Raw genomic sequence first — 21,241 nt, forward strand, 5'->3', positions numbered from 1 at the left:
TCAGTCGTCGGCCGCGTCTTCTTCGGCCCATTTCGCGCTGTTCTCGCGCAGGATCTCGAGCGCCCGCTCGGCCTCGGCGCGGGTCTCGAAGGGCCCGACCCGGTCGACCGACGGCGACACGAATCCCTGCTCCACCTCACCGGTGTTCAGGTTGTACCAGAACATGTGCTCGACATCCTCGGCCATAGGCTGATCCTATGCCAAAGGACGCCTCAGGCCACCTGATCCCCGGCCGTCTCTCGCCGCTTCGAGCGGTGCCGGCCGACATTCCGCGACCCGAATACGTCGGCAAGCGGGCGCCCGCGCCGTACGACGGCGGCGACTCGTACACGCCCGACGAGATCGAGCGGATCCGAGCGGCCGGGCGTGTCGCCGCCGGTGCGATCGACGCGGCGGCCGCCGCGATCCGGCCGGGCGTCACGACCGACGAGCTCGATCGCATCGCGCACGAGTTCGTCGTCTCCCACGGCGCGTACCCGTCGACGCTCGGTTACCGAGGATTTCCGAAGTCGTCGTGCACCTCGGTGAACGAGGTCATCTGCCACGGCATCCCCGACGACACCGTGCTCGCCGACGGCGACCTCGTCAACATCGACGTCACCGCGTATCTCGACGGCTACCACGGCGACCTGAACCACACCTTCGTCGTCGGTGAGGCGAGCGAGGCGGCCACGCAACTCGTCGAGCGCACGCGGGAGGCGCTGCGCCGCGGCATCCGCGCCGTCGCCCCCGGCCGTCGAGTCAACGTGATCGGCCGCGCGATCGAGGCCTACGCGAAGCGCTTCGGCTACGGCGTCGTGCGCGACTACACGGGCCACGGCGTCGGGCGCGCATTCCACTCCGGGCTCATCATCCCCCACTACGACGCGCCCGAGTTCGACACCGTCATGGAGCCCGGCATGGTGTTCACGATCGAGCCCATGCTCACGCTCGGCGGCGGCATCGAGTGGGATGTCTGGGCCGACGACTGGACCGTCGTGACGCGTGATCGCTCACTGACCGCCCAGTTCGAGCACACACTCGTCGTCACCGGGCACGGCGCCGAGATCCTGACACTTCCCTGAACGCCGCCCGAACGGGCCGCGATAGTCTGGCGCCCATGGCGACACAGCACGCGATCGGCATCGACATCGGCGGCACGGGCATCAAGGGCGCGGTCGTCGACCTCGACACGGGCGATCTCGTCTCCGAACGGCGCAAGGTGGCGACGCCCGAGGGCGGCCGCCCGTCCGACATCCTGGCCGCGACGAGAGAACTGCTCGCCGGCCTCTCCGACGAGTTCGGCGATGCGCTTCCCCTCGGCGTCTGCTTCCCGGCGGTCGTCAAACACGGGCGCACGCTGTCGGCCGCCAACATCTCGAAGGAGTGGATCGGCCTGCCTGCCGAACAGCTCTTCGAAGACGCCTTCGGTCGCGAGATCCACTTCATCAACGATGCGGATGCCGCCGGCTACGCCGAGTCGCGGTACGGCGCCGCGGTCGGCGCCGAGGGCCTCGTCATCCTGACGACGCTCGGCACCGGCATCGGCTCGGCGTTCCTCTACGACGGCGTGCTCGTGCCCAACACCGAGCTCGGGCACATGGAGGTCGACGGCACGGCCGCCGAGAAGCGGGCGGCGTACTCGGCGATGGAACGCGAATCGCTCGACTGGGCGACGTGGGCCGCGCGATTGCAGCGGTTCTACACCGAGCTCGAGTTCTTGTTCTCTCCCGACCTGTTCGTCGTCGGCGGCGGCGTGTCGAAGCTCCACACCGAATTCCTGCCGCTGCTCGAGCTGAAGACGCCGATCGTGCCCGCGGTGCACCGCAACAACGCCGGGATCCTCGGAGCTGCGTCGCTCGCGGTGCACTAACTCGGGTTCGACGGCTTGGTCGCAGCGGCCAGGTCGACGCAGACGACTCCCTCATTGCCGTCCTGGTCGGCGATCACCGTGAGCGAGGGCGCGTTGCTGTCATCGACGACGGTCCCGCCCGCCGCAACGGCCGCAGCGATCCGTTGTTCGGCCACCTCTGGTGCCACGTAGACCTCGAGGTGGAACCGCTGACGCGGGGTCCCGCTCTCGTCTGCGTCGCCGAACCACAGGTTCGGGACCCGCCCCGTGGCGTCCCTGACCTCGTCGCTCGGGGAACCTCGCCCCTGCGACTCGGCGCTGCCGGTCAGAAGGGCGGCCCACACCGGGGCGATGGTCGCGGAGCGGGCCGTGTCGAGACCGAGCTCGGTCTCGCTGACCGACGCCGGGTCGGCGGCGAGCCCGTGTTCGGCGGCGATCTCGGTGATCCGTCGGGCGAGATCGACGTCTCGCTGCGTCACCCATTCGACGACGTACTCGGTGCCGTCGTCGTCGCGGTAGACGGCGTCGTCGCTGACCGACTCGAGATCGACGAACCCGTTGCCGATCGACACTCGCGGGTGGTGGCCGAGCTCGTCGCCCGCCGCGCCCACCGAGAGGACGAACCGCGCCCCGGTGCCGAAGTCATCGACCAGGTATCGGGCGTGAAGCCCCTGGGCGAGCTTGCGCCAGTCGGTCAGATCCGCCTCGGCGATCTGCTCGCCCTTCAGCATGTCCATGGACGCGGAGTCTAATCCTTGTCGGGCGCGGCGGCATCACAGATGCAAAGTGCCGAAGGGTGCGAATGGGCCGGCTGATACGCCGGGTTCTGTTCACCGGGCGCTTGCGCGACACCGGCTGGACGGCCATCTCTCTCGGAGCTGCGTTGCCGCAGCCCTCCAGCGGTCTACCCGGGAACGGGACGGGCAGCCCCATCGTTCCCTGTCTGACCTTGCTCCGGACGAGGTTTACCGAGCCGACCGCGTCACCGCGGCCGCTGGTGGGCTCTTACCCCACCGTTTCACCCTTACCCGATGCTTGCACACCGGGCGGTCTGCTTTCTGTGGCACTGTCTCGCGGGTTGCCCCGGGTGGGAGTTACCCACCGTCCTGCCCTGTGGAGCCCGGACGTTCCTCGGCGCACGATCGGAACCGTGCGACGCGACCGTCTTGCCGACCCACTCGCAATGAGAGTCTACCGTTCGCGGGTCAGAGGCCCGACTCGTCGGTGCGCACCAAGATGCGATCGCACTCGGGGCACAGCACGACCTCATCGGGCGCCGAGCGGCGCACAGCCTCGAGGTCGGAACCCGTCAACGTGATGCCGCAACCGCCGCAGGTGCGAGCGCGCAGCAACGCTGCCCCGACTCCCCCGCCGCGCACGCGCCGCTGCTCGTAGAAGGCGAGCAACGGCTCGGCGACGCCCTCGGCGACGACGGCCCGATCGCGTTCGGTCTGCTCGCGTTCGACGCCGAGACCGCCCGCCGCCTCGTCGCGCTCGGCCTCGAGCGCGGCGACCTCGGTGACGATCGCGTCGCGCTGCAGGTCGATGCTCGAGACGGCGACATCGGCTTCCTCGACGCGCTCCATGACCACGAGTTCCTGCTCTTCGAGGTCGTTCAGCCGGCGACGCAGCGAGCCGAGTTCGGCCTCGAGTGCCGCGACATCCTTGACCGATGAAGTGTGCTGCAGACGTTCGCCGTCGCGGGCGATGCGCGCCTCGACGACCGCGACGTCGGACTCGAGCCGCTTGAGCTCGAGTCGTGCGTCTTCGAGCGTGCCGAGGGCTTCGGCGCGCGTGCCGCGCACCGCCTGGTCGCGCGCGGCGAGTTCGGCGAGCGGCGCGGCCTGCGGTAGCGAGCCGAGTCGGTGCGCGAGCTGGGTGAGGCGGGTGTCGAGTGACTGCAGACGCAGCAGCTGTTCTTGTTCGGCGGGGCTGGCCTTCACGTGGTGCTCCTCGTGGGTTCGGGTCGTCGGTGCGGGGCGGATGGAGTGCTGCGAAACGGCGGGGATGCCGTTCACTGCACGATCTGGAAGTCCCAGGGGTCGGTGCGGAGTTCGGAGACGAGCACGGTCAGCTCTGGATGGGCGGCGCGCAACTGCGCCGCCGCGACGTCGAGCCAGAGCCACTCACTGGCCCAGTGCGAGACGTCGATGAGCGCGGGGCCGCCCGTGAGCCTCGCCTGTTCGCGGGCTTCGGACGCCGGATGGTGGCGCAGGTCGGCGGTGATGTACACGTCGGCGGCACGCACGGCCGGGTCGGCCAGCAGCGAGTCGCCCGCACCGCCGCACACCGCGACCGTCTCGACGGGGTCGTCGAACCCGCCGGCCACGCGAACGCCGGTCGCCGTCGGCGGCAGGATGTCTGCGACCGTTCGGGCGAGGCGGCCGACCGTCGTCGGCGCGGGGAGCCGCCCGACCCGGCCGAGACCGAGCGCGCCATCGGGAAAGCGCTCGGTGGACGACGTCTGCGAGGGCGTCGGCGACGGCTGGATGGGCCTCGTCGCAACGAGCCCGAGCCGATCGGCGAGCACCGCCGACGTGCCCGCGGCGACGATGTCGGCGTTGGTGTGCGCCGTGACGAGCGCGCAATCCGCGCGGATCAGGCGGGCGATGAGCGCACCCTTGTACCGGTCTTCGGCGACCGAGGTGACGCCGCGCAGCAGCAGCGGGTGGTGCGCGATGACGAGGTCGGCCCGCTCGGCGAGCGCCTCGTCGATCGTCTCGGCGACGGCGTCGACGGTGAACAGCACCCGGTGCACGTCGGCGGCGGGGTCACCGGCGACCAGGCCGGAGGAGTCCCACGACTCGGCGCCCGCGATCGGCCAGAGACGTTCGATCGTCGTCAGCAGGTCGGCGAGGGTGGCGGTCACCCGCCCAGCCTACCTTCGGAGCCGACGCCGATCAGGTGTCGGCCGGGAACAGGTGCCCCATGCGGTCGCGCTTCGCGCGCAGGTACCCGAGGTTCGACGGGCCGGCGCCCGTCACGAGCGGCACGCGCTCGACGACGTCGATGCCGTGCGCGGTCAGCTGCGCGATCTTGTCGGGGTTGTTCGTGAGCAGGCGCACCGAGTGCAGGCCGAGGTCGTCGAGGATCGCCGCGGCCGCCGTGTACTCGCGATCGTCGCCGGGAAGTCCGAGGGCGAGGTTCGCGTCGAGCGTGTCGAGCCCCGACTGCTGCAGGCGGTACGCCTTGAGCTTGGCGATGAGACCGATGCCGCGGCCCTCGTGGCCGCGCAGATAGACGACGACTCCCCCGTTCGCGATGCGCTCGAGGGCGATGTCGAGCTGCGGACCGCACTCGCACTTCTCAGACGAGAACGCCTCACCGGTGAGGCATTCCGAGTGCACCCGCACGAGCGCGCCCTCGGTCAGCTCGGCCATCGAGACGATCGCGAGGTGCTCGGCGCCCGTGACGAGGTCGCGGTAGGCACGGAAGCGGAAGCGTCCGTGGGCGGTCGGTATCTCGGTCTCCACCTCGAAGGCGACGCGATCCGCGATCGCGTGCGCGACCTCACGAGTGTGCTCGGGCTGCAGCAGCATCCGTCATCGCCTTTCGAATCGTGCGGTCTCGAGCGCCGACGCGACGGTCGCGACGAGTTGTTCGCCGGATGCGCGGAACTTGGCGACGCCCTCGCGTTCGAGCGTCGCGGTGACGTCGTCGTACGAGACGCCGAGGTCGGCGAGGCCCGCGAGCACGGCGCGCGACTCGTCGGCGGTGCCCGTCACCGTGTCGCCGTGGATGTCGCCGTGATCGAAGACGGCCTCGAGCGTCTTCTCGGGCATCGTGTTGACGACGTCGCGCGCGACGAGTTCTTCGACGTACCTCGTGTCGGGCAGCGCGGGGTCTTTCACGCCGGTCGACGCCCAGAGCGGCCGCTGCACGTTCGCGCCGAGTGCGACGAGTCGCTGCGCTCGATCGCTCGCGAACGCGCGCGTGAAGATGTCGTAGGCGAGCCGCGCGTTCGCGATGCCGGCGCGGCTTCGCAGCGCGTGCGCCGCCGGTGAACCGATCTCGTCGAGCCGGCGATCGACCTCGGTGTCGACCCGGGAGACGAAGAACGACGCGACCGATCGGATGCCGCGGAGGTCGATGTCGGCGTCGTGCGCGCGCTCGAGGCCCGTGAGGTAGGCGTCGATCACCGCCTCGTAGCGTTCCAGGCTGAAGATCAGGGTGACGTTGACGCTGATGCCGAGTGCGATCGACGCCGTGATGGCCGTGACCCCCTCGGCGGTCGCTGGGATCTTCACGAACACGTTCGGGCGGGCGATGTGCTCGGCGAGGGCTCGCGCCTCGACGAGCGTCGCGAGCGTGTCGTGCGCGGCATCGGCGCCGACCTCGATCGAGACCCAGCCGTCGACGCCGCCGCTCGCATCGTGCACCGTCCGCAGGATGTCGGCCGCCTTCGACACGTCGTCGGTCGTGAGTTCGAAGACGACCTCCGCCACCGACTGGTTGCCTTCGGCGAGGGACGCGATCTGCTCGTCGTAGGCGTCGCTGCCGCTCACCGCGGCGGCGAAGATCGTGGGGTTCGTCGTGACCCCGACGACATCGCGCTCGGCGATGAGGCGTTGCAGGTCGCCGCTCAGGATGCGGTCGCGCGACAGGTCGTCGAGCCAGATGCTGACGCCGGCGGCGGAGAGCGCCGCCGTCGGCGAGACCGCAGCCGGAGAATTCGTCGAAGACGTCGTCTGGGATGTCGCGGGGTTCACAGCTCCTCCAAGGGCACACTCGTATCGGCCAGTCGCAGCGGATCGACCTGGTTGCCGCGCCGGATGACGCCCTGCACGGCCTCGTTGACGTCCCACACGTTGACGTTCATGCCCGCGACGACCCGGCCCTCGGCCACCCAGAACGAGACGAACTCGCGTGCCGCTCGATCGCCGCGATAGACGATCTCGGCGCCGCGGGTGAGCGGGCCGAAGCCCGAGTACTCCATGCCGAGGTCGTACTGGTCGGTGTAGAAGTAGGGGATGTCGTCGTAGGAGACGCTCTGGCCCAGCATCGATCGAGCGGCGGCCGCACCGCCGTGCAGCGCGTTGGCCCAGTGCTCGCTGCGCAGCCGCATGCCGGCCAGCGGGTGGTAGGCCTCGGCGATGTCGCCGGCGGCGTAGACGTTCGACACGTCGGTGCGGAGCGCGGCATCGGTCAGCACTCCGGAGCCGATCGCGGCGCCGGCGCTGCGAGCGAGGTCGAGGTTCGGAATCGCGCCCACTCCGATCAGCACGAGGTCGGCGGCGAAGAGTTCACCGCTGTCGAGCCGCACGCCGGAGACCCGGCCGGCCGCCCCCGTGATCTCGGAGACGACGACCGACGGCCGCAGGTCGACACCGTGCTCGACGTGCATCTCGGCGAACACGGCGCCGAGCTCGTCGCCGAGCGCGTTCGCGAGCGGAATGGGGTCTCGTTCGAGCACGGTCACCTCGTTGCCGAGGGTTCGGGCGGTTGCGGCGACCTCCATGCCGATCCAGCCGGAGCCGATCAGCACGAGGCGCTTGCCCCCCTGCGCGAGTTCGGCGTGCAGCGCCTCGGAGTCGTCGATGGTGCGGAGCGTCTGCACGCCCTGCAGTTCGGCGCCGGGAATCGTCAGTCGGCGCGCGGTCGACCCCGTCGCGAGCAGCAGCGCGTCGTAGGCGATCGAGTCGCCGGCATCGGTCTGCACGCGCTGGGTGCCCGGGTCGAGCGCAACGACGGTCGTGTCGAGACGAAGGTCGATCTCGTGGCGTCGGTACCACTCGGGCGTCTCGACGAACACCGTGTCGCGCTCGACGGTGCCCGCGAGGTAGTCCTTCGAGAGCGGCGGTCTGATGTACGGATGGTGCGCCTCGGCGCCGATCAGGCGGATGGCGCCGTCGAAGCCCTCTTCACGAAGGGTCTTGGCCGCCGTGGCGCCCGTGAGGCCGGCCCCGACGATGACGAACTCCGATGCACTGCCCACGACGACCATCCATCTCCGGTGCTCGGCTACGCACCTCTCGACTCCGACTGTACGAGCGGAACATTCTTAAGTCAATGAATCTTGTTTTAGATCGACATCTTTCATCAAGAAATCTCTTTTTAGAGATAGGATGTCGCGCATGGACGCCTCAGCACGCCACGACGACCTCGTGGCCGTCGCCTCGATCGCGGACCCGCAACGGCGGGCTCTGCTCGAGTTCGTTGCGCAGCATCCAGACCCCGTCGGGCGCGACGAGGCCGCCGCCGCACTCGGCATGGCGCGCGGCACCGCGGCGTTCCACCTCGACCGCCTCGTCGAAGCGGGGCTCCTCGTGACCGAGTTCCAGCGCCGCAACGGGCGCTCGGGTCCCGGCGCCGGGCGCCCAGCGAAGCTCTACAGCCCCGCGGCCGGCGAGATCTCGGTGTCGGTGCCCGAGCGGCGCTACGACGTCGCCGCCGAGCTGCTGAGCCGCGCCGTCGAGGAGTCGGATCGCACCGGAGAACCCATCCGCCCGACGCTCGAACGCGTCGCGACCGACCTCGGCCGCGCGCTCGGTTCGGCCTCCGACTCGATGCGCGACGTGCTGCAACGGCTCGGCTACGAACCGGTCGACGACGGTGCCGGCGGCATGCTGCTCACGAACTGCCCGTTCCACCGGGTGGCGCAGAACCACACCTCGACGATCTGCGGTGCGAACGCGGCGCTGCTGCAGGGCGCGGTCGAGGGCGTCGACGAGCACGAGCGAAGCGCCGTGCTCGAGCCTCGCGCGGGGTACTGCTGCGTGCACCTCGCGGCGAACCGGCTGCCTGCCGAATGAGAGAACGAACGGTGGGCCCTGCCGGGCTCGAACCGACGACATCCACGGTGTAAACGTGGCGCTCTACCAACTGAGCTAAAGGCCCGCGACCGCGCGCGGCGCACCGCAATGCTATCGCGGGCTGCCTAGACTCACGGCCATGGAGCCGATGCAGCAGCATCCGAGTCGCAGCACCCCGACCGAACATCGATGGCCGTCCGTCATCGCCCTCGCCGTCGCACTCACCCTGTATGCGGCGCTGCCGAACGAGTTCCTCGGGCCCGAGCGGTTCATCGTCGTCATCTTCGGGGTGGCACTGCTCGTGCCCCTCGTGATCACGAACCCGCACCGACTCACCCATCGATCGACCTTCACGAAGTGGGTCTCGATCGTGCTCGCCGGCGGGCTGGTGCTCGCCAACCAGGCCACGATCGTGCTGCTCGTGATCGCGCTCGCCCTCGACGGCGTGAACGATGCGCACGGACTGCTCCTCGCCGCCGTGCAGGTCTGGGTCGTGAACGTCATCGGGTTCACGCTGCTCTACTGGGAACTCGACCGGGGCGGCCCCGTCACCCGTGCGATGGCGGCACGCGACGAGCTGCCGCCCGCCGACTTCCGTTTTCCGCAGGACGAAGACGACGACGCGGTCGCCGAGGTCGCCGCGCGGTCATCGGCGGTTCGCGACTGGATGCCTCGGTTCGTCGACTACTTCTACACCGCGCTCTCGAACTCGATGGCCTTCAGTGCGACCGATGCGATGCCGCTGTCGCCGCGGTTCAAACTGCTCATGGCATTGCAGGCGTTCGGCGGGTTCGTCATCCTCGCGCTCGTGATCGCCCGTTCGGTCAACATCCTCGCCTGACCTCGGCTCAGAGTGCGGCGAGCGCCTCACGGTACTGGTCGAGCGACCGCGGCTCGCCGCGCGGGGTCGCGAAGCTCGCGGCGACGACGCCCTCGGCGTCGATCACGAAGGTCGCGCGCTCGGCGAGGCCGGTGGTCTCGTCGAAGGCGCCGAACGACGCGGCGACCGCCCCGTGCGGCCAGAAGTCCGAGAGCAAGGGGAATTCGTAGCCCTCGCGCTCCGCCCAGGCGCGCAGGGTGTGCTTGGAGTCGACGGAGATCGCCAGCAACGCGACATCCGGCCCGTCGAAGATGGCGAAGTTGTCACGCAACTCGCAGAGTTCGCCGTGACAGATGCCCGAGAAGGCCAACGGGAAGAAGACGAGGGCGACCGCTCGACCGCGGAAATCCGAGAGCTTCACGGGTTGGCCGAACTGGTTCACGAGTTCGAAGTCGGGCGCTGCGCTGCCGGGAGCGAGAATCACAGGAGGGCTTCCTTCCATCGAAGATCGGTCGAACCGAGGCCCCAGCCTAACCCCCGCCCGACAGGCATAGACTCGTTAGGATGGCGTGGTGCCACCCGGCCGCGAACCGGCCCGTCAGGCGTGCGCACATCCCACACCCCGCAGGCACGATCTGCTGAAGAGAGAGGTCGAGTGTGACTGTCAACGACCAGGATCCCTACTCGGTCGAGGCGATGGACGCCGATCCGGAAGAGACTTCCGAATGGGCCGAATCCCTTGATGCGCTCGTCGCAGAGAAGGGACACCAGCGTGCGCGAGAGATCATGCTGAGCCTTCTCAAGCGTTCGAAGGAGCTGCACCTCGGCGTGCCGATGGTTCCGACGACCGATTACCTCAACACGATCGCCCCCGAGAACGAGCCGGCCTTCCCCGGCGACGAAGACATCGAGCGTCGATACCGCGCCTGGCTGCGTTGGAACGCCGCGGTGCTCGTGCACCGCGCGCAGCGACCCGATATCGCCGTCGGCGGTCACATCTCCACCTATGCGGGCGCCGCGTCGCTCTACGAGGTCGGGCTCAACCACTTCTTCCGCGGTCAAGACCACCCCGGCGGCGGCGATCAGATCTTCTTCCAGGGCCACGCCTCCCCCGGCATGTACGCTCGCGCCTTCCTCGAGGGGCGTCTGAGCACCGACCAGCTCGACGGCTTCCGCCAAGAGAAGTCGCACTTCCCCAACGGGCTCTCCAGCTACCCGCACCCGCGCCTCATGCCCGAGTTCTGGCAGTTCCCCACCGTCTCGATGGGCCTCGGGCCGATCAACGCGATCTACCAGGCGCAGGCGAACCGGTACCTGACCAATCGCGGCATCAAGGATGCGAGCGATCAGCGGGTCTGGGCGTTCCTCGGCGACGGCGAGATGGACGAGGTCGAGAGCCGCGGCCAGCTGCAGGTCGCCGCGAACGAGGGCCTCGACAACCTCACCTTCGTGATCAACTGCAACCTGCAGCGCCTCGACGGCCCCGTGCGCGGCAACGGCAAGATCATCCAGGAGCTGGAGAGCTTCTTCCGCGGCGCCGGGTGGAACGTCATCAAGGTCGTCTGGGGCCGCGAGTGGGACGACCTGCTCGCCCGCGACCACGACGGCGCACTCCGCAACCTCATGAACGTCACGCCCGACGGCGACTACCAGACCTACAAGGCCGAGTCGGGCGCCTACGTGCGCGAGAACTTCTTCGGCCGCGACCCGCGCGCTCTCGAGCTCGTCTCGCACCTCAGCGACGACGAGGTCTGGGGCCTCAAACGCGGTGGGCACGACTACCGCAAGATCTACGCCGCGTTCAAGGCTGCGACCGAGCACAAGGGTCAGCCGACCGTCATCCTCGCGAAGACCATCAAGGGCTACGGCCTCGGCAAGTCCTTCGAGGGGCGCAACGCGACCCACCAGATGAAGAAACTGACGCTCGACAACCTCAAGGGCTTCCGAGACGAGATGCGCATCCCGATCTCCGACGCGCAGCTCGAGGAGAACCCGTACCTGCCGCCGTACTACCACCCCGGGCAGGACGACGAGGCGATCCAGTACCTGCACGAACGCCGTCGAGAGCTCGGCGGGTACGTGCCCGAGCGCCGCACGAAGCACACGGCCGTGTCGCTGCCCGACGACTCGGCGTACGCGATCGCGAAGAAGGGTTCCGGCACGCAGGAGATCGCCACGACCATGGCGTTCGTGCGACTGCTGAAAGACCTCATCCGCTCGAAGGACTTCGGCCACCGCATCGTGCCGATCATCCCCGACGAGGCGCGCACCTTCGGCATCGACGCGTTCTTCCCGACCGCGAAGATCTACAACCCGAACGGTCAGCACTACACCTCGGTCGACCGTGAGCTGCTGCTCGCCTACAAAGAGAGCCCGCAGGGCCAGATCCTGCACGTCGGCATCAACGAAGCCGGCGCCATGGCCGCGTTCACGAACGTGGGCACCTCGTACTCGACGCAGGGCGAACCGCTCATCCCGGTCTACGTCTTCTACTCGATGTTCGGCTTCCAGCGCACGGGTGACGCCATGTGGGCGGCCGGCGACCAGATGGCCCGCGGGTTCATCATCGGTGCGACGGCCGGGCGCACCACCCTCACGGGGGAAGGCCTCCAGCACGCCGACGGGCACTCGCCGCTGCTCGCGTCGACGAACCCGGCCGTCGTCTCGTACGACCCCGCGTACGGTTACGAGATCGGGCACATCGTGCGTTCGGGTCTCGAGCGCATGTACGGCGGCAACCACCCCGACCCGAACGTCATGTACTACATCACGGTCTACAACGAGCCGAACGTGCAGCCGGTCGAGCCCGAGGGGGTCGACGTCGACGGCATCGTCCGCGGCATCCACCGTCTGCACGAGTCGACCACCCCGGGCCCCAAGGCTCAGCTGCTCGCCTCCGGTGTCGGGGTGCCGTGGATCCTCGAGGCGCAGCAGCTCCTCGCCGAGGACTGGGGCGTCTCGGCCGACGTGTGGTCGGTCACGAGCTGGGAGGAACTGCGCCGCGACGGCCTCGCCGCCGACGAGCACAACTTCCTGAACCCCGACGCCGAGCGCCAGGTGCCGTACCTCACGCAGAAGCTGGCGGGGGCGAACGGCCCGTTCGTCGCGGTCTCCGACTTCATGCACGCGGTGCCCGACCAGATCCGCGCCTACGTGCCCGGCGACTACGCCACGCTCGGTGCCGACGGCTTCGGGTTCTCCGACACGCGGCCCGCTGCGCGTCGCTTCTTCAAGATCGACGGCCCGTCGGTCGTCGTCCGCACGCTCGAGCTCCTCGCGGACCGCGGTGAGGTCGACCGTTCACTGGCCGGCCAGGCGATCGAGAAGTACCGCCTGTACGACGTGAACGCCGGCACCACCGGATCGGCCGGCGGCGAGAGCTGACGGCGACGACGTGGCGACGAGGCCCAAGACGAAGGCGGAGACGCTCGCATGGTTGCGCACCATCGCGGGTGAACTCGCGACGGCGACGCTCAAGCGTCTCGAAGACACGTTGCCGTGGTACGGCGACATGCCGCCGAGCCGCCGCTCCGCCGTGGGTCTCGTCGCCCAGGCCGGCATCTCGTCGTTCGTCGCCTGGTTCGACGACCCGCGGTCGACGCCGTGGATCGCGGCGGACGTCTTCGGCGCAGCCCCGCGCGAGCTGCTCCGCTCGGTGAGCCTGCAGCAGACACTGCAGCTCATCAGGGTGACGGTCGAGGTCGTCGAAGACCGGGTGAAAGACGGCGGCGAGCCGCTCCGTGAGGCGATCCTGCTCTACTCGCGCGAGATCGCCTTCGCCGCCGCCGACGTCTACGCCCGCGCCGCCGAGGCGCGTGGCCTGTGGGACGCGCGCCTCGAGGCGCTCGTCGTCGACTCGATCCTCTCGGGCGAGGCCGACGACGAACTGCCGAGCCGCATCGCGGCGCTCGGCTGGCACGGCCACGGCGAGGTGTCGGTGCTCGTCGGCACCGCACCGAAGCAGCTCGACGTCGACCATGTGCGCCGGGCCGCCCGCCACATGCACGCCGATGTCCTGATCGGCGTGCAGGGCAACCGTCTGGTGCTCGTGATCGGCCGTGCCGATCCGCTCGCCCGCGAGGCCGACGAGTCGATCGGCACGGCTCCGGCGCTCACCTTCATGGAGATCGCCTCGCAGCTCGAGTCGCATTTCGGCCCGGGGCATCTCGTGCTCGGGCACGCGGTGCCGAACCTCGTCGACGCGTCGAAGAGCGCGAAGGCGGCTCTCGCGGGCTTCGCCGTCGCCCGGTCGTGGCGGCACGCGCCACGACCGGTGCACGCCGACGACCTGCTGCCCGAGCGCGCGCTCGCGGGCGACCCGCTCGCCCGTGCGACGCTCGTGCACCGCATCTACCGCCCCCTGCAGGCGCACTCGACCGAGCTGCTCACGACGCTCTGGAGCTACCTCGACAACGGCCGGTCGCTCGAGGCGACGGCGCGCGAGCTCTTCGTGCACCCGAACACCGTGCGTTACCGGCTGAAGCGCGTCTCCGACGTGATCGGCTGGGATGCGACGGGCGCCCGCGAGGCGCTCATCCTGCAATCGGCGCTCATCATCGGCTCGATGAGCGATCACGACGTGACCCCCCGCCGCCGCCCGACCAACTGACCTCGGTTCTGTACCGTTCGTACAAGGCTTTCATCGAGAGCTTGTCGCGTGTGCACACCTGACTCCGACTCGTCATTGGCAGACTGGGGTGGTGATCGTCGTCGTCTGCCCTGGACAGGGCTCTCAGACCCCCGGATTCCTCGCCCCCTGGCTCGCCGAGTCGGCCTACACCGAACAGCTGTCGGTGCTGTCGGATGCCGCGGGGCTCGATCTCGCGCACTTCGGCACCGAGGCTGATGCCGACACGATCCGCGACACCGCGATCGCCCAGCCGCTCATCGTCGCGGCCGGCATCCTGACCCTCGGGTCCCTCCTCGCCGACGGCCGTGCGGCCCGCATCGGTGGCATCGCGGGCCACTCGGTCGGTGAGATCACCGCAGCGGCGGGCACCGGCGTGCTGAACGAGACCGACGCGATGCGCTTCGTCGCCGAGCGCGGCCGAGCCATGGCGGATGCCGCTGCACTCGTGCCGAGCGGCATGAGCGCCGTCATCGGCGCCGACGAAGCGGCGCTGCTCCCCCGACTCGACGAACTCGGTCTCGAACCCGCCAACTTCAACGGCGGCGGCCAGATCGTCGTCGCCGGCGCGCTCGACGCCCTCGAGGCGCTGAAGGCCGAGCCCCCTGCAGGGGCGCGGGTCATCCCGCTCCAGGTCGCCGGCGCCTTCCACACCCGATACATGCGCCCGGCGGTCGACCGACTCGCCGAGGTCGCGGCGGGCCTCGCCCCGACCGATCCGACCCTCCCGCTCTGGACGAACCGCGACGGCAGCCCCGTGACATCCGGTGCCGCATTCCTCGACCTGCTCGTCGGCCAGGTCTCATCGCCCGTACGCTGGGATCGCTGCATGGAGTCCTTCCAGGCGGCAGGAGTCACCGGCATCATCGAACTCGCTCCCGCCGGCGCCCTCGTCGGCCTGGCGAAGCGCGCGCTGAAGGGCGTGCCGACGGTCGCCGTGAAGACTCCCGAAGACCTGTCGGCGGCGATCGAGCTCATCGAGCAGCACGCCTGAGCCGCCGACGAAGACGAAGACGAGTTGAGAAAGCCGAGCATGACGAATCCCACCCTCCAGCAGTCGCACGGGCCCGCCTTCACCCGCATCTACGCCGTCGGCGCCGCTCGCGGCGAGAACGCTGTGCCCAACGCCGACCTGATCGGCCCGATCGATTCGTCCGACGAGTGGATCCAGCAGCGCACCGGCATCGTGACCCGCATGCGCGCGGGCGCCGACGTCTCGGCCACCGACCTCGCCACCGACGCCGCACGTGAGGCCATCGAACGGTCGGGGCTCGACCCCGCGCTCATCGACCTCGTCATCATCGCGACGATCTCGAACGTGCAGCAGACGCCGTCGATGGCGGCCGTCGTCGCCGATCGGGTGGGTGCCAACCCTGCCGCGGCATACGACATGAACGCGGCGTGCGCCGGCTACGCCTATGCGGTCGCGCAGGCCGACGCGCTCATCCGTTCGGGGGCCGCGACGTACGCTCTCGTCGTCGGCGCCGAGAAGCTCTCCGATGTCGTCGACCCGACCGACCGCTCGATCTCGTTCCTGCTCGGCGACGGCGCCGGCGCCGTCGTCGTCGGCCCGAGCGACACGCCCGGCATCGCGCGCACCATCTGGGGTTCCGACGGCTCGAAGGCCGGCGCGGTGGGCATGAACGGCACGCTCACCGAATTCCGCGACGGCACTGCCGAGTGGCCGACCCTGCGTCAAGAGGGCCAGACGGTCTTCCGCTGGGCCGTGTGGGACATGGCGAAGGTCGCGAAGCAGGCACTGGATGCCGCGGGCGTGACTGCTGCCGACCTCGCCGCGTTCATCCCTCACCAGGCGAACATGCGCATCATCGACGAGTTCGCCAAACAGTTGAAGTTGCCCGAGACGGTCGTCATCGCCCGCGACATCGCGACGACGGGCAACACCTCGGCCGCTTCGATCCCGCTCGCGACGCACCGTCTGCTCGAAGAGCACCCTGAACTTTCCGGAGGCCTCGCCCTCCAGATCGGCTTCGGCGCCGGACTCGTGTTCGGCGCCCAAGTGGTGGTTCTGCCCTGAACCACCTCCCCCTGTCCATCTAGACTGTCTCTCGGTCAAACGAGACACCCTCAAGGAGAAGAACCATGGCATTGTCCACCGAAGAAGTGCTTGCCGGCCTGGCCGAGCTCATCAACGACGAGACCGGCATTGCGACCGACACGGTTGAGCTGGACAAGTCGTTCACCGACGACCTCGACATCGACTCCATCTCGATGATGACGATCGTCGTCAACGCCGAAGAGAAGTTCGACGTGAAGATCCCCGACGAAGAGGTCAAGAACCTGAAGACCGTCGGCGACGCCGTCACCTTCATCGTCAAGGCCCAGGCCTAGCAGCTGCGTGGAGCGGGCCGGCGCCAACGCCCGGCCCGCTCGATCAGTGCGACCAATCCCTCCATCGGAGTGTTTCTCGAATGACCAAGAAGATCGTCATCACCGGCATCGGTGCGACCTCGCCGCTCGGCGGCACCGCACCTGAGAGCTGGAACGCCCTGCTCGCCGGCGAGTCCGGCACGCACACGCTCGAGCACGACTGGGTCGCCGAGTACGAGCTGCCCGTCACCTTCGCCGCCGAGGCGAAGGTGCGGCCCGAAGCGGTGCTCGAGCGGCCTGTCGCGAAGCGACTCGACCCGTCGAGCCAGTTCGCCCTGATCTCGGCGAAAGAGGCGTGGGCCGACGCCGGTGCCCCCGAGGTCGCTCCCGAACGCCTCGGCGTCGACTACGCGACCGGCATCGGCGGCATCTGGACCCTGCTCGACGCCTGGGACACGCTGCGCGAGCGCGGCCCGCGTCGGGTGCTGCCGATGACCGTGCCGATGCTCATGCCGAACGCAGCCTCCGCGGCGATCTCGATGCACTTCGAGGCGCGCGCGTTCGCACGCACGGTCGCGTCGGCCTGCGCATCGAGCACCGAGTCGCTCGCCAACGGCTACGAGCACCTGCAGCAGGGTCTGGCCGACGTCGTCATCGCCGGCGGCTCCGAGTCGGCGATCCACCCGATCACGCTCGCGTCGTTCTCGTCGATGCAGGCGCTCTCGCGCCGCAACGACGACCCCGAGCACGCCTCGCGCCCGTACAGCGTCGACCGCGACGGCTTCGTCATGGGCGAGGGTGCGGCGAGCCTCGTACTCGAGACCGAGGAGCACGCGCTCGCACGCGGTGCCCGCATCTACGCCGAACTCGCAGGCGGCGCCGTGAGCGCCGACTCGTACCACATCACGGCCAACGACCCCGAGGGCCGCGGCGCGAGCCGGGCCGTGCTCGACGCACTCGCCCACGCGGGTGCCGCGGTCGACGACGTGACGCACATCAACGCGCACGCGACGAGCACGCCCGTCGGCGACATCGCCGAGTACACGGCGCTGCGAAGCGTGTTCGGCGACCGCGTGCACGAGATCCCCGTCTCGGCGACCAAGGCATCGACCGGACACCTGCTCGGCGGCACGGGCGCGCTCGAAGCGGTGTTCACGATCCTCGCGCTCCAGCACCGCCTGGCACCGCCGACGATCAACCTCAGCACGCAGGATCCCGAGATCCCGCTGCTCGTCTCGGGCGAGCCGCAGCCGCTCGGCGACGGGCCTCAGCTCGCGATCAGCAACTCCTTCGGCTTCGGCGGCCACAACGCCGTCGTCGCGATCCGCACGCCGTAGGCGGGGCCAGGCCGCTCCCGGCCCGCATGAGAAGACCCCGGTCGCAGTCCCTGCGCCGGGGTCTTCTCGTGCACGGTCCGAGGGTTTCGCTCATGCGCCGCCGGGAAGTGTCATCCGACTTCGCGTCACGCCGCCGGCGGACCGAGGTTCGCTCAGCCCACCTGGTGCAACCAGACGACCGGGGCGAAGTCGCTCGCGTGACGGAACGGTTCGAGTTCGTCGTCCCACGCCTGCCCGAGGGCGAGGCGCAGTTCGCGGTGCAGCTCGATGGGGTCGGTGCCGCCGACGGCCATCGCGTATCGGATGCGGTCTTCGGGCACGACGGTGTTGCCGGCGGTATCGGTCTGGGCGAAGAAGACCCCGAGTTCGGGCGTGTGCATCCACCTGGCGCCGTCGGAGCCGGGCGTCGGGTCTTCGCTGACCTCGAAGCGCAACTGCTCCCAGCCGCGCAGCGCCGAGGCGAGCTTCGCGCCGCTGCCGGCTTCACCCTCCCAGTAGAATTCCGCGCGCATGGCACCGCGAAGCACCGGCTGCTCGCTCCAGTCGAAGTTCACGGCTGCGCCGAGCGCACCGCCGGCCGCCCACTCGACATGCGGGCACAGCGCCTTCGGCGAGGAGTGCACGAACAGCACGCCTCGCGCGGCGCGCACTGCCCGCGTGGCATTCTTCGTCATCTCTTACTCCGTTCTCGAGGTGCGTCTTCCCCAACGACCTCACGGAATGATGACGGTATTCGGTTGTCGACGAGCGAGCCGTCATCGCCGATTATGCCCCGCATCAGGCGCATTGACAAGGTTTGAAACCATATACTCAGTGAAACGTTGACCTCGATCGGAGTACGAATGGCCGTCCGCGACGCACTGCTCGCCCTGCTCTCGGCCGGACCGGGCTACGGGTTCCAATTGCACGGCGACCTCGCTGAGCGCACGGGAGGTCGGCGCACCGTCAACGTCGGCCAGAGCTACGCCACGCTCGAGCGGCTCGGCAAGCACGGGCTCGTCGAGTCGGCGGGCGCGACCGACGATGGTCTGCCCCTCTACCGTGAGACGACGGCTGGTTCCGCTGCGACGTCGGCCTGGTTCGCGGGCATGGATGCCTCGGGCAGCGACCCATGGGACGAAACCGTCGATCGGGTGCTCGTGGCAGCGTCGTTGCCCGGCATCGACGCGGGCTCGGTCGTCGCGGCCGAACGCCTGCGCTGGCGGGAGCGGGAGCGCGAGGCATCCGCTCGCTCGCTCGACGAACCCGGGCCGGCGACGCAGACGCGAGGTGCAGCACGGGATGCCGCGGGGGCCGCGGCGCGGCTCGCCGCGCTCGCGGCCGCGGCGGAGTCGGCACGTGCGGGCGCCGCACTGCGCTGGCTCGACGAGGTGCAGCGCCAGCTGGCCGCGCACGAACTCGCCTTCGCACCGCGCCCGGATCGCCCGCGGCGCGGGCGACGCCCGTCAGCCGCGATCGCCGCTACGACCACGTCACCTGTCACGATCACCGATGCGCGTGCGGCGGAAGCCGTTCAGGCTCCCGCCGACGCGTAGCTGTCGACGACCGCGAGGTCGAGCGGAAACTCCACGGGAAACTCGCCGAAGAGCAGTCGGCCGGCCTCGTGCGCCGCGTCGGCGACAGCGGCGGCGACCGGCTCGGCGAGTTCGGCCGGCGTGTGCACGATGATCTCGTCGTGCAGGTAGTAGACGAGGTGCGGCACCCGCTCGAACGCCCGGCCCGAACGATGTGCCGCCTCGGCGGGCTCTGGTGATGCTGCGGCGATCACGACGAGCTTCGCGCGCAGGCCCGCCATCCAGCAGAGCGCCCACTCGGCGGCCGTACCCTGCACGACGAAGTTGCGGGTGAACCGCCCCCAGTCGCGGGCGCGCGATCGGGCGCGGCGCTCGTCTGCCGCGGTGGCCTCGGGCTGGGTGGCGAGCGATTGCGCCGCGCGCCAGTCGCCGCCCGGCAGCGGCGACGACCGCCCGAGCAGGGTGGTCACGCTCGCCCCGCGCTCGCCCTCGGTGGCCGCCCGATCGACGAGCGCCATCGCGCGCGGGTAGGCGCGCGCGAGTCGCGGCACGAGCCGGCCGCTCTCACCGGTGGTCGCGCCGTACATCGCACCGAGGATGGCGACCTTCGCCTGATCTCGGGTCTCGACGACGCCGGCGCCCACGATGCCGCTGTAGAAGTCGCGCCCGCGACCGGCCTCGGCCATCGCCCGATCGTGCGCGAGGCCCGCGAGCACGCGAGGTTCGAGTTGGGCGGCGTCGGCGACGACGAGCGACCAGCCGGGGTCGGCGACGACGGCGCTGCGCACGTTCTTGGGCAGTTGCAGGGCACCGCCGCCCGACGTCGCCCAGCGGCCGGTGGCCGTGCCGCCCGGCACGTAGTCGGGCCGGAACCTGCCGTCGACGATCCACTCGTCGAGCCACGACCACGCGTTCGCACTGAGCAGTCGGGCGAGCTTCTTGTAGGCGATCAGGGGTTCGATCGCGGGGTGCTCGTGTTCGCGCAGCTGCCACCTGCTCGTGGACTCGACCTGGATGCCGGCGCGGCGCAGCGCCTTGAGCAGTTCGACCTGGGAATCGAGGTTCGCGGTCGGGGCGTCGAGCAGCGCACGCACCTGCACGGCGAGTTCCTCCATGCGCGCGGGCTTTCGGCCGGGCGCCGGCTTCGGGCCGAGCTCGGCCTCGAGCACGGCCTCGTGCACCCCGCGATGCCAGGGCAGCCCGGCGGCGTGCAGTTCGGCGCCGATCAGCGCGCCCGCCGATTCCGCCGCGAGCAGCAGCCGGAGCGCGCCGGGCCGCTCCGACGCCGCGACGAGGGCGAGCTGCCGCTCGTGCTCGGCGAGCACGGCGTCGACCGACACCCCGAGCACGTCGCGTGGGCCCTCGGCCACGACCGGCCCCGAGGCATCCGCTTCGCCGTCGAAGTCGTCGAAGTCGAACAGCGGCGAATGCGCATTGGATGCCGCGGGCACGGCGACGCCCGGCAGCCCGGCTTCGGCCGGCCCGGCGGAGAGCCACTCGGGTCGTGAACCCCCGCCCTCGCCATGCAGGCCATCGCGTGCCGCGGCGTCGCGGGCGGCCGCCGTGGCGGTCGAATGATCGAGGATCGCCGCGGCGAGCACGAGGTCGTGACATCGCTCGACGCGAACGCCCTCGGTGAGGAGGCGGGGGTACCAGCGCCGGGTGTCGGCCCAGACCCAACGGGGGCGCCGTGACTCGAGGGCGCGCACACGCTCGGGAAACTGCTGCATCGTGACGATCTCGAACGGTTCGGTCGAGATCGAGGGGTCGACGAGACCGACCCGGCCGGCCCCGGCCGCACCGACCACGATCCGCATGCATCCATTGTCGCGGGTGCCGCCGACATCGGACGTCGGCGATGTCGGCGGTGGTGCGATACCGGTCGGGGTGCGATGTCGGTGGCGGCGACGAGGATCGTCGACATGGACGAGATGAGGCGCAGCCCGTGGTCGCGGTGAGCTTTCGATGCGGTCACGGCGCCGAGGCCGGCGTGGCGGGTTCCGTGTCCCTTTCGCGGGTGTGTCCGCTC

General features: G+C 69.9%; 20 protein-coding genes, 1 tRNA gene, 1 other RNA gene and 1 pseudogene. 11 read left to right on the forward strand and 12 right to left on the reverse strand.

Translation table 11 applies throughout. From position 1 onward, the window contains the following. Complete coding sequence (locus ACWGST_RS09705) at positions 1-186, reverse strand: SPOR domain-containing protein (protein ID WP_452046454.1); 186 nt, start codon at positions 184-186, stop codon at positions 1-3. 11 nt (positions 187-197) lie between these two features. On the opposite strand from ACWGST_RS09705, the gene map reads away from it, so the two are divergent. Beyond that, positions 198-1,064 carry a type I methionyl aminopeptidase gene (map, locus tag ACWGST_RS09710; protein ID WP_452046455.1) on the forward strand — a complete coding sequence of 289 codons (867 nt, stop codon included), beginning with the start codon at positions 198-200 and terminating at the stop codon, positions 1,062-1,064. 35 nt (positions 1,065-1,099) lie between these two features. Further along, the gene (ppgK, locus tag ACWGST_RS09715; protein WP_452046456.1) at positions 1,100-1,852 is read left to right on the forward strand and encodes a polyphosphate--glucose phosphotransferase; all 753 of its coding nucleotides are present in this window, start codon (positions 1,100-1,102) and stop codon (positions 1,850-1,852) included. Here the strand turns inward: ppgK and ACWGST_RS09720 are convergent. From ACWGST_RS09720 to ACWGST_RS09750, 7 genes and pseudogenes are all read right to left on the reverse strand, one after another. Beyond that, on the reverse strand, positions 1,849-2,568 hold the full coding sequence (locus ACWGST_RS09720) for a VOC family protein (protein ID WP_452046457.1): 720 nt from the start codon (positions 2,566-2,568) through the stop codon (positions 1,849-1,851). The two genes, ppgK and ACWGST_RS09720, sit on opposite strands and share 4 nt — an antisense overlap. 62 nt (positions 2,569-2,630) lie before the next feature. Further along, positions 2,631-3,008: RNase P RNA component class A (rnpB, locus tag ACWGST_RS09725), an RNA gene on the reverse strand. A gap of 28 nt (positions 3,009-3,036) precedes the next feature. Further along, positions 3,037-3,774 carry a zinc ribbon domain-containing protein gene (locus ACWGST_RS09730; protein ID WP_452046458.1) on the reverse strand — a complete coding sequence of 246 codons (738 nt, stop codon included), beginning with the start codon at positions 3,772-3,774 and terminating at the stop codon, positions 3,037-3,039. A 71-nt stretch (positions 3,775-3,845) separates the two neighbouring features. Beyond that, entirely contained in the window at positions 3,846-4,700 is an 855-nt protein-coding gene (locus ACWGST_RS09735; protein ID WP_452046459.1) for a Nif3-like dinuclear metal center hexameric protein, read from the reverse strand. A 31-nt stretch (positions 4,701-4,731) separates the two neighbouring features. Then, a pseudogene (gene ribA / locus ACWGST_RS09740) lies at positions 4,732-5,319 on the reverse strand (GTP cyclohydrolase II); the annotation flags it as partial. Between the two features lie 54 nt (positions 5,320-5,373). Beyond that, positions 5,374-6,540, reverse strand: a complete 1,167-nt coding sequence (tal, locus tag ACWGST_RS09745) for a transaldolase (RefSeq protein ID WP_452046460.1) — start codon at positions 6,538-6,540, stop codon at positions 5,374-5,376. After that, the gene (locus tag ACWGST_RS09750; protein WP_452046461.1) at positions 6,537-7,775 is read right to left on the reverse strand and encodes an NAD(P)/FAD-dependent oxidoreductase; all 1,239 of its coding nucleotides are present in this window, start codon (positions 7,773-7,775) and stop codon (positions 6,537-6,539) included. Before ACWGST_RS09750 ends, tal begins: the two co-directional genes overlap by 4 nt. A 130-nt stretch (positions 7,776-7,905) precedes the next feature. Between ACWGST_RS09750 and ACWGST_RS09755 the strand changes: the two genes are divergently transcribed. Next, positions 7,906-8,583 (forward strand): helix-turn-helix transcriptional regulator, encoded by a 678-nt coding sequence (locus ACWGST_RS09755; RefSeq protein ID WP_452046462.1) that lies wholly within the window; start codon positions 7,906-7,908, stop codon positions 8,581-8,583. Positions 8,584-8,595: 12 nt separating this feature from the next. On the opposite strand, the gene ACWGST_RS09760 is transcribed toward ACWGST_RS09755, so the two are convergent. After that, positions 8,596-8,668, reverse strand: a tRNA-Val gene (locus ACWGST_RS09760). Between the two features lie 54 nt (positions 8,669-8,722). Here ACWGST_RS09760 and ACWGST_RS09765 point away from each other — a divergent pair. Continuing rightward, positions 8,723-9,424: a hypothetical protein gene (locus tag ACWGST_RS09765; RefSeq protein ID WP_452046463.1), complete on the forward strand. Its 702-nt coding sequence runs from the start codon at positions 8,723-8,725 to the stop codon at positions 9,422-9,424. 7 nt (positions 9,425-9,431) lie between these two features. Here ACWGST_RS09765 and ACWGST_RS09770 read toward each other — a convergent pair whose 3' ends face one another. Beyond that, complete coding sequence (locus tag ACWGST_RS09770) at positions 9,432-9,905, reverse strand: peroxiredoxin (RefSeq protein WP_452046464.1); 474 nt, start codon at positions 9,903-9,905, stop codon at positions 9,432-9,434. A 155-nt stretch (positions 9,906-10,060) separates the two neighbouring features. On the opposite strand from ACWGST_RS09770, the gene aceE reads away from it, so the two are divergent. From aceE to ACWGST_RS09800, 6 genes are all read left to right on the forward strand, one after another. Then, on the forward strand, positions 10,061-12,787 hold the full coding sequence (gene aceE / locus ACWGST_RS09775) for a pyruvate dehydrogenase (acetyl-transferring), homodimeric type (RefSeq protein ID WP_452046465.1): 2,727 nt from the start codon (positions 10,061-10,063) through the stop codon (positions 12,785-12,787). A 10-nt stretch (positions 12,788-12,797) separates the two neighbouring features. Next, the gene (locus ACWGST_RS09780) at positions 12,798-14,012 is read left to right on the forward strand and encodes a PucR family transcriptional regulator (RefSeq protein WP_452046466.1); all 1,215 of its coding nucleotides are present in this window, start codon (positions 12,798-12,800) and stop codon (positions 14,010-14,012) included. 91 nt (positions 14,013-14,103) lie between these two features. Beyond that, on the forward strand, positions 14,104-15,024 hold the full coding sequence (locus ACWGST_RS09785; RefSeq protein WP_452046467.1) for an ACP S-malonyltransferase: 921 nt from the start codon (positions 14,104-14,106) through the stop codon (positions 15,022-15,024). A 39-nt stretch (positions 15,025-15,063) separates the two neighbouring features. Continuing rightward, on the forward strand, positions 15,064-16,068 hold the full coding sequence (locus tag ACWGST_RS09790) for a beta-ketoacyl-ACP synthase III (RefSeq protein WP_452046468.1): 1,005 nt from the start codon (positions 15,064-15,066) through the stop codon (positions 16,066-16,068). A gap of 65 nt (positions 16,069-16,133) precedes the next feature. After that, entirely contained in the window at positions 16,134-16,382 is a 249-nt protein-coding gene (locus ACWGST_RS09795) for an acyl carrier protein (protein ID WP_056008597.1), read from the forward strand. 80 nt (positions 16,383-16,462) lie between these two features. Then, the gene (locus ACWGST_RS09800) at positions 16,463-17,698 is read left to right on the forward strand and encodes a beta-ketoacyl-[acyl-carrier-protein] synthase family protein (RefSeq protein ID WP_452046469.1); all 1,236 of its coding nucleotides are present in this window, start codon (positions 16,463-16,465) and stop codon (positions 17,696-17,698) included. A 152-nt stretch (positions 17,699-17,850) separates the two neighbouring features. Here the strand turns inward: ACWGST_RS09800 and ACWGST_RS09805 are convergent, their stop codons facing one another. Further along, positions 17,851-18,372: a DUF3145 domain-containing protein gene (locus tag ACWGST_RS09805; protein ID WP_452046470.1), complete on the reverse strand. Its 522-nt coding sequence runs from the start codon at positions 18,370-18,372 to the stop codon at positions 17,851-17,853. A gap of 168 nt (positions 18,373-18,540) precedes the next feature. Here ACWGST_RS09805 and ACWGST_RS09810 point away from each other — a divergent pair, with 168 nt between their 5' ends. Then, complete coding sequence (locus ACWGST_RS09810; protein WP_452046471.1) at positions 18,541-19,233, forward strand: PadR family transcriptional regulator; 693 nt, start codon at positions 18,541-18,543, stop codon at positions 19,231-19,233. Here ACWGST_RS09810 and ACWGST_RS09815 read toward each other — a convergent pair. Next, on the reverse strand, positions 19,212-21,029 hold the full coding sequence (locus ACWGST_RS09815) for a bifunctional 3'-5' exonuclease/DNA polymerase (RefSeq protein ID WP_452046472.1): 1,818 nt from the start codon (positions 21,027-21,029) through the stop codon (positions 19,212-19,214). The genes ACWGST_RS09810 and ACWGST_RS09815 overlap by 22 nt on opposite strands. Positions 21,030-21,241 lie beyond the last annotated feature (212 nt).

It is taken from the genome of Agromyces sp. NPDC055520 (assembly GCF_053619715.1).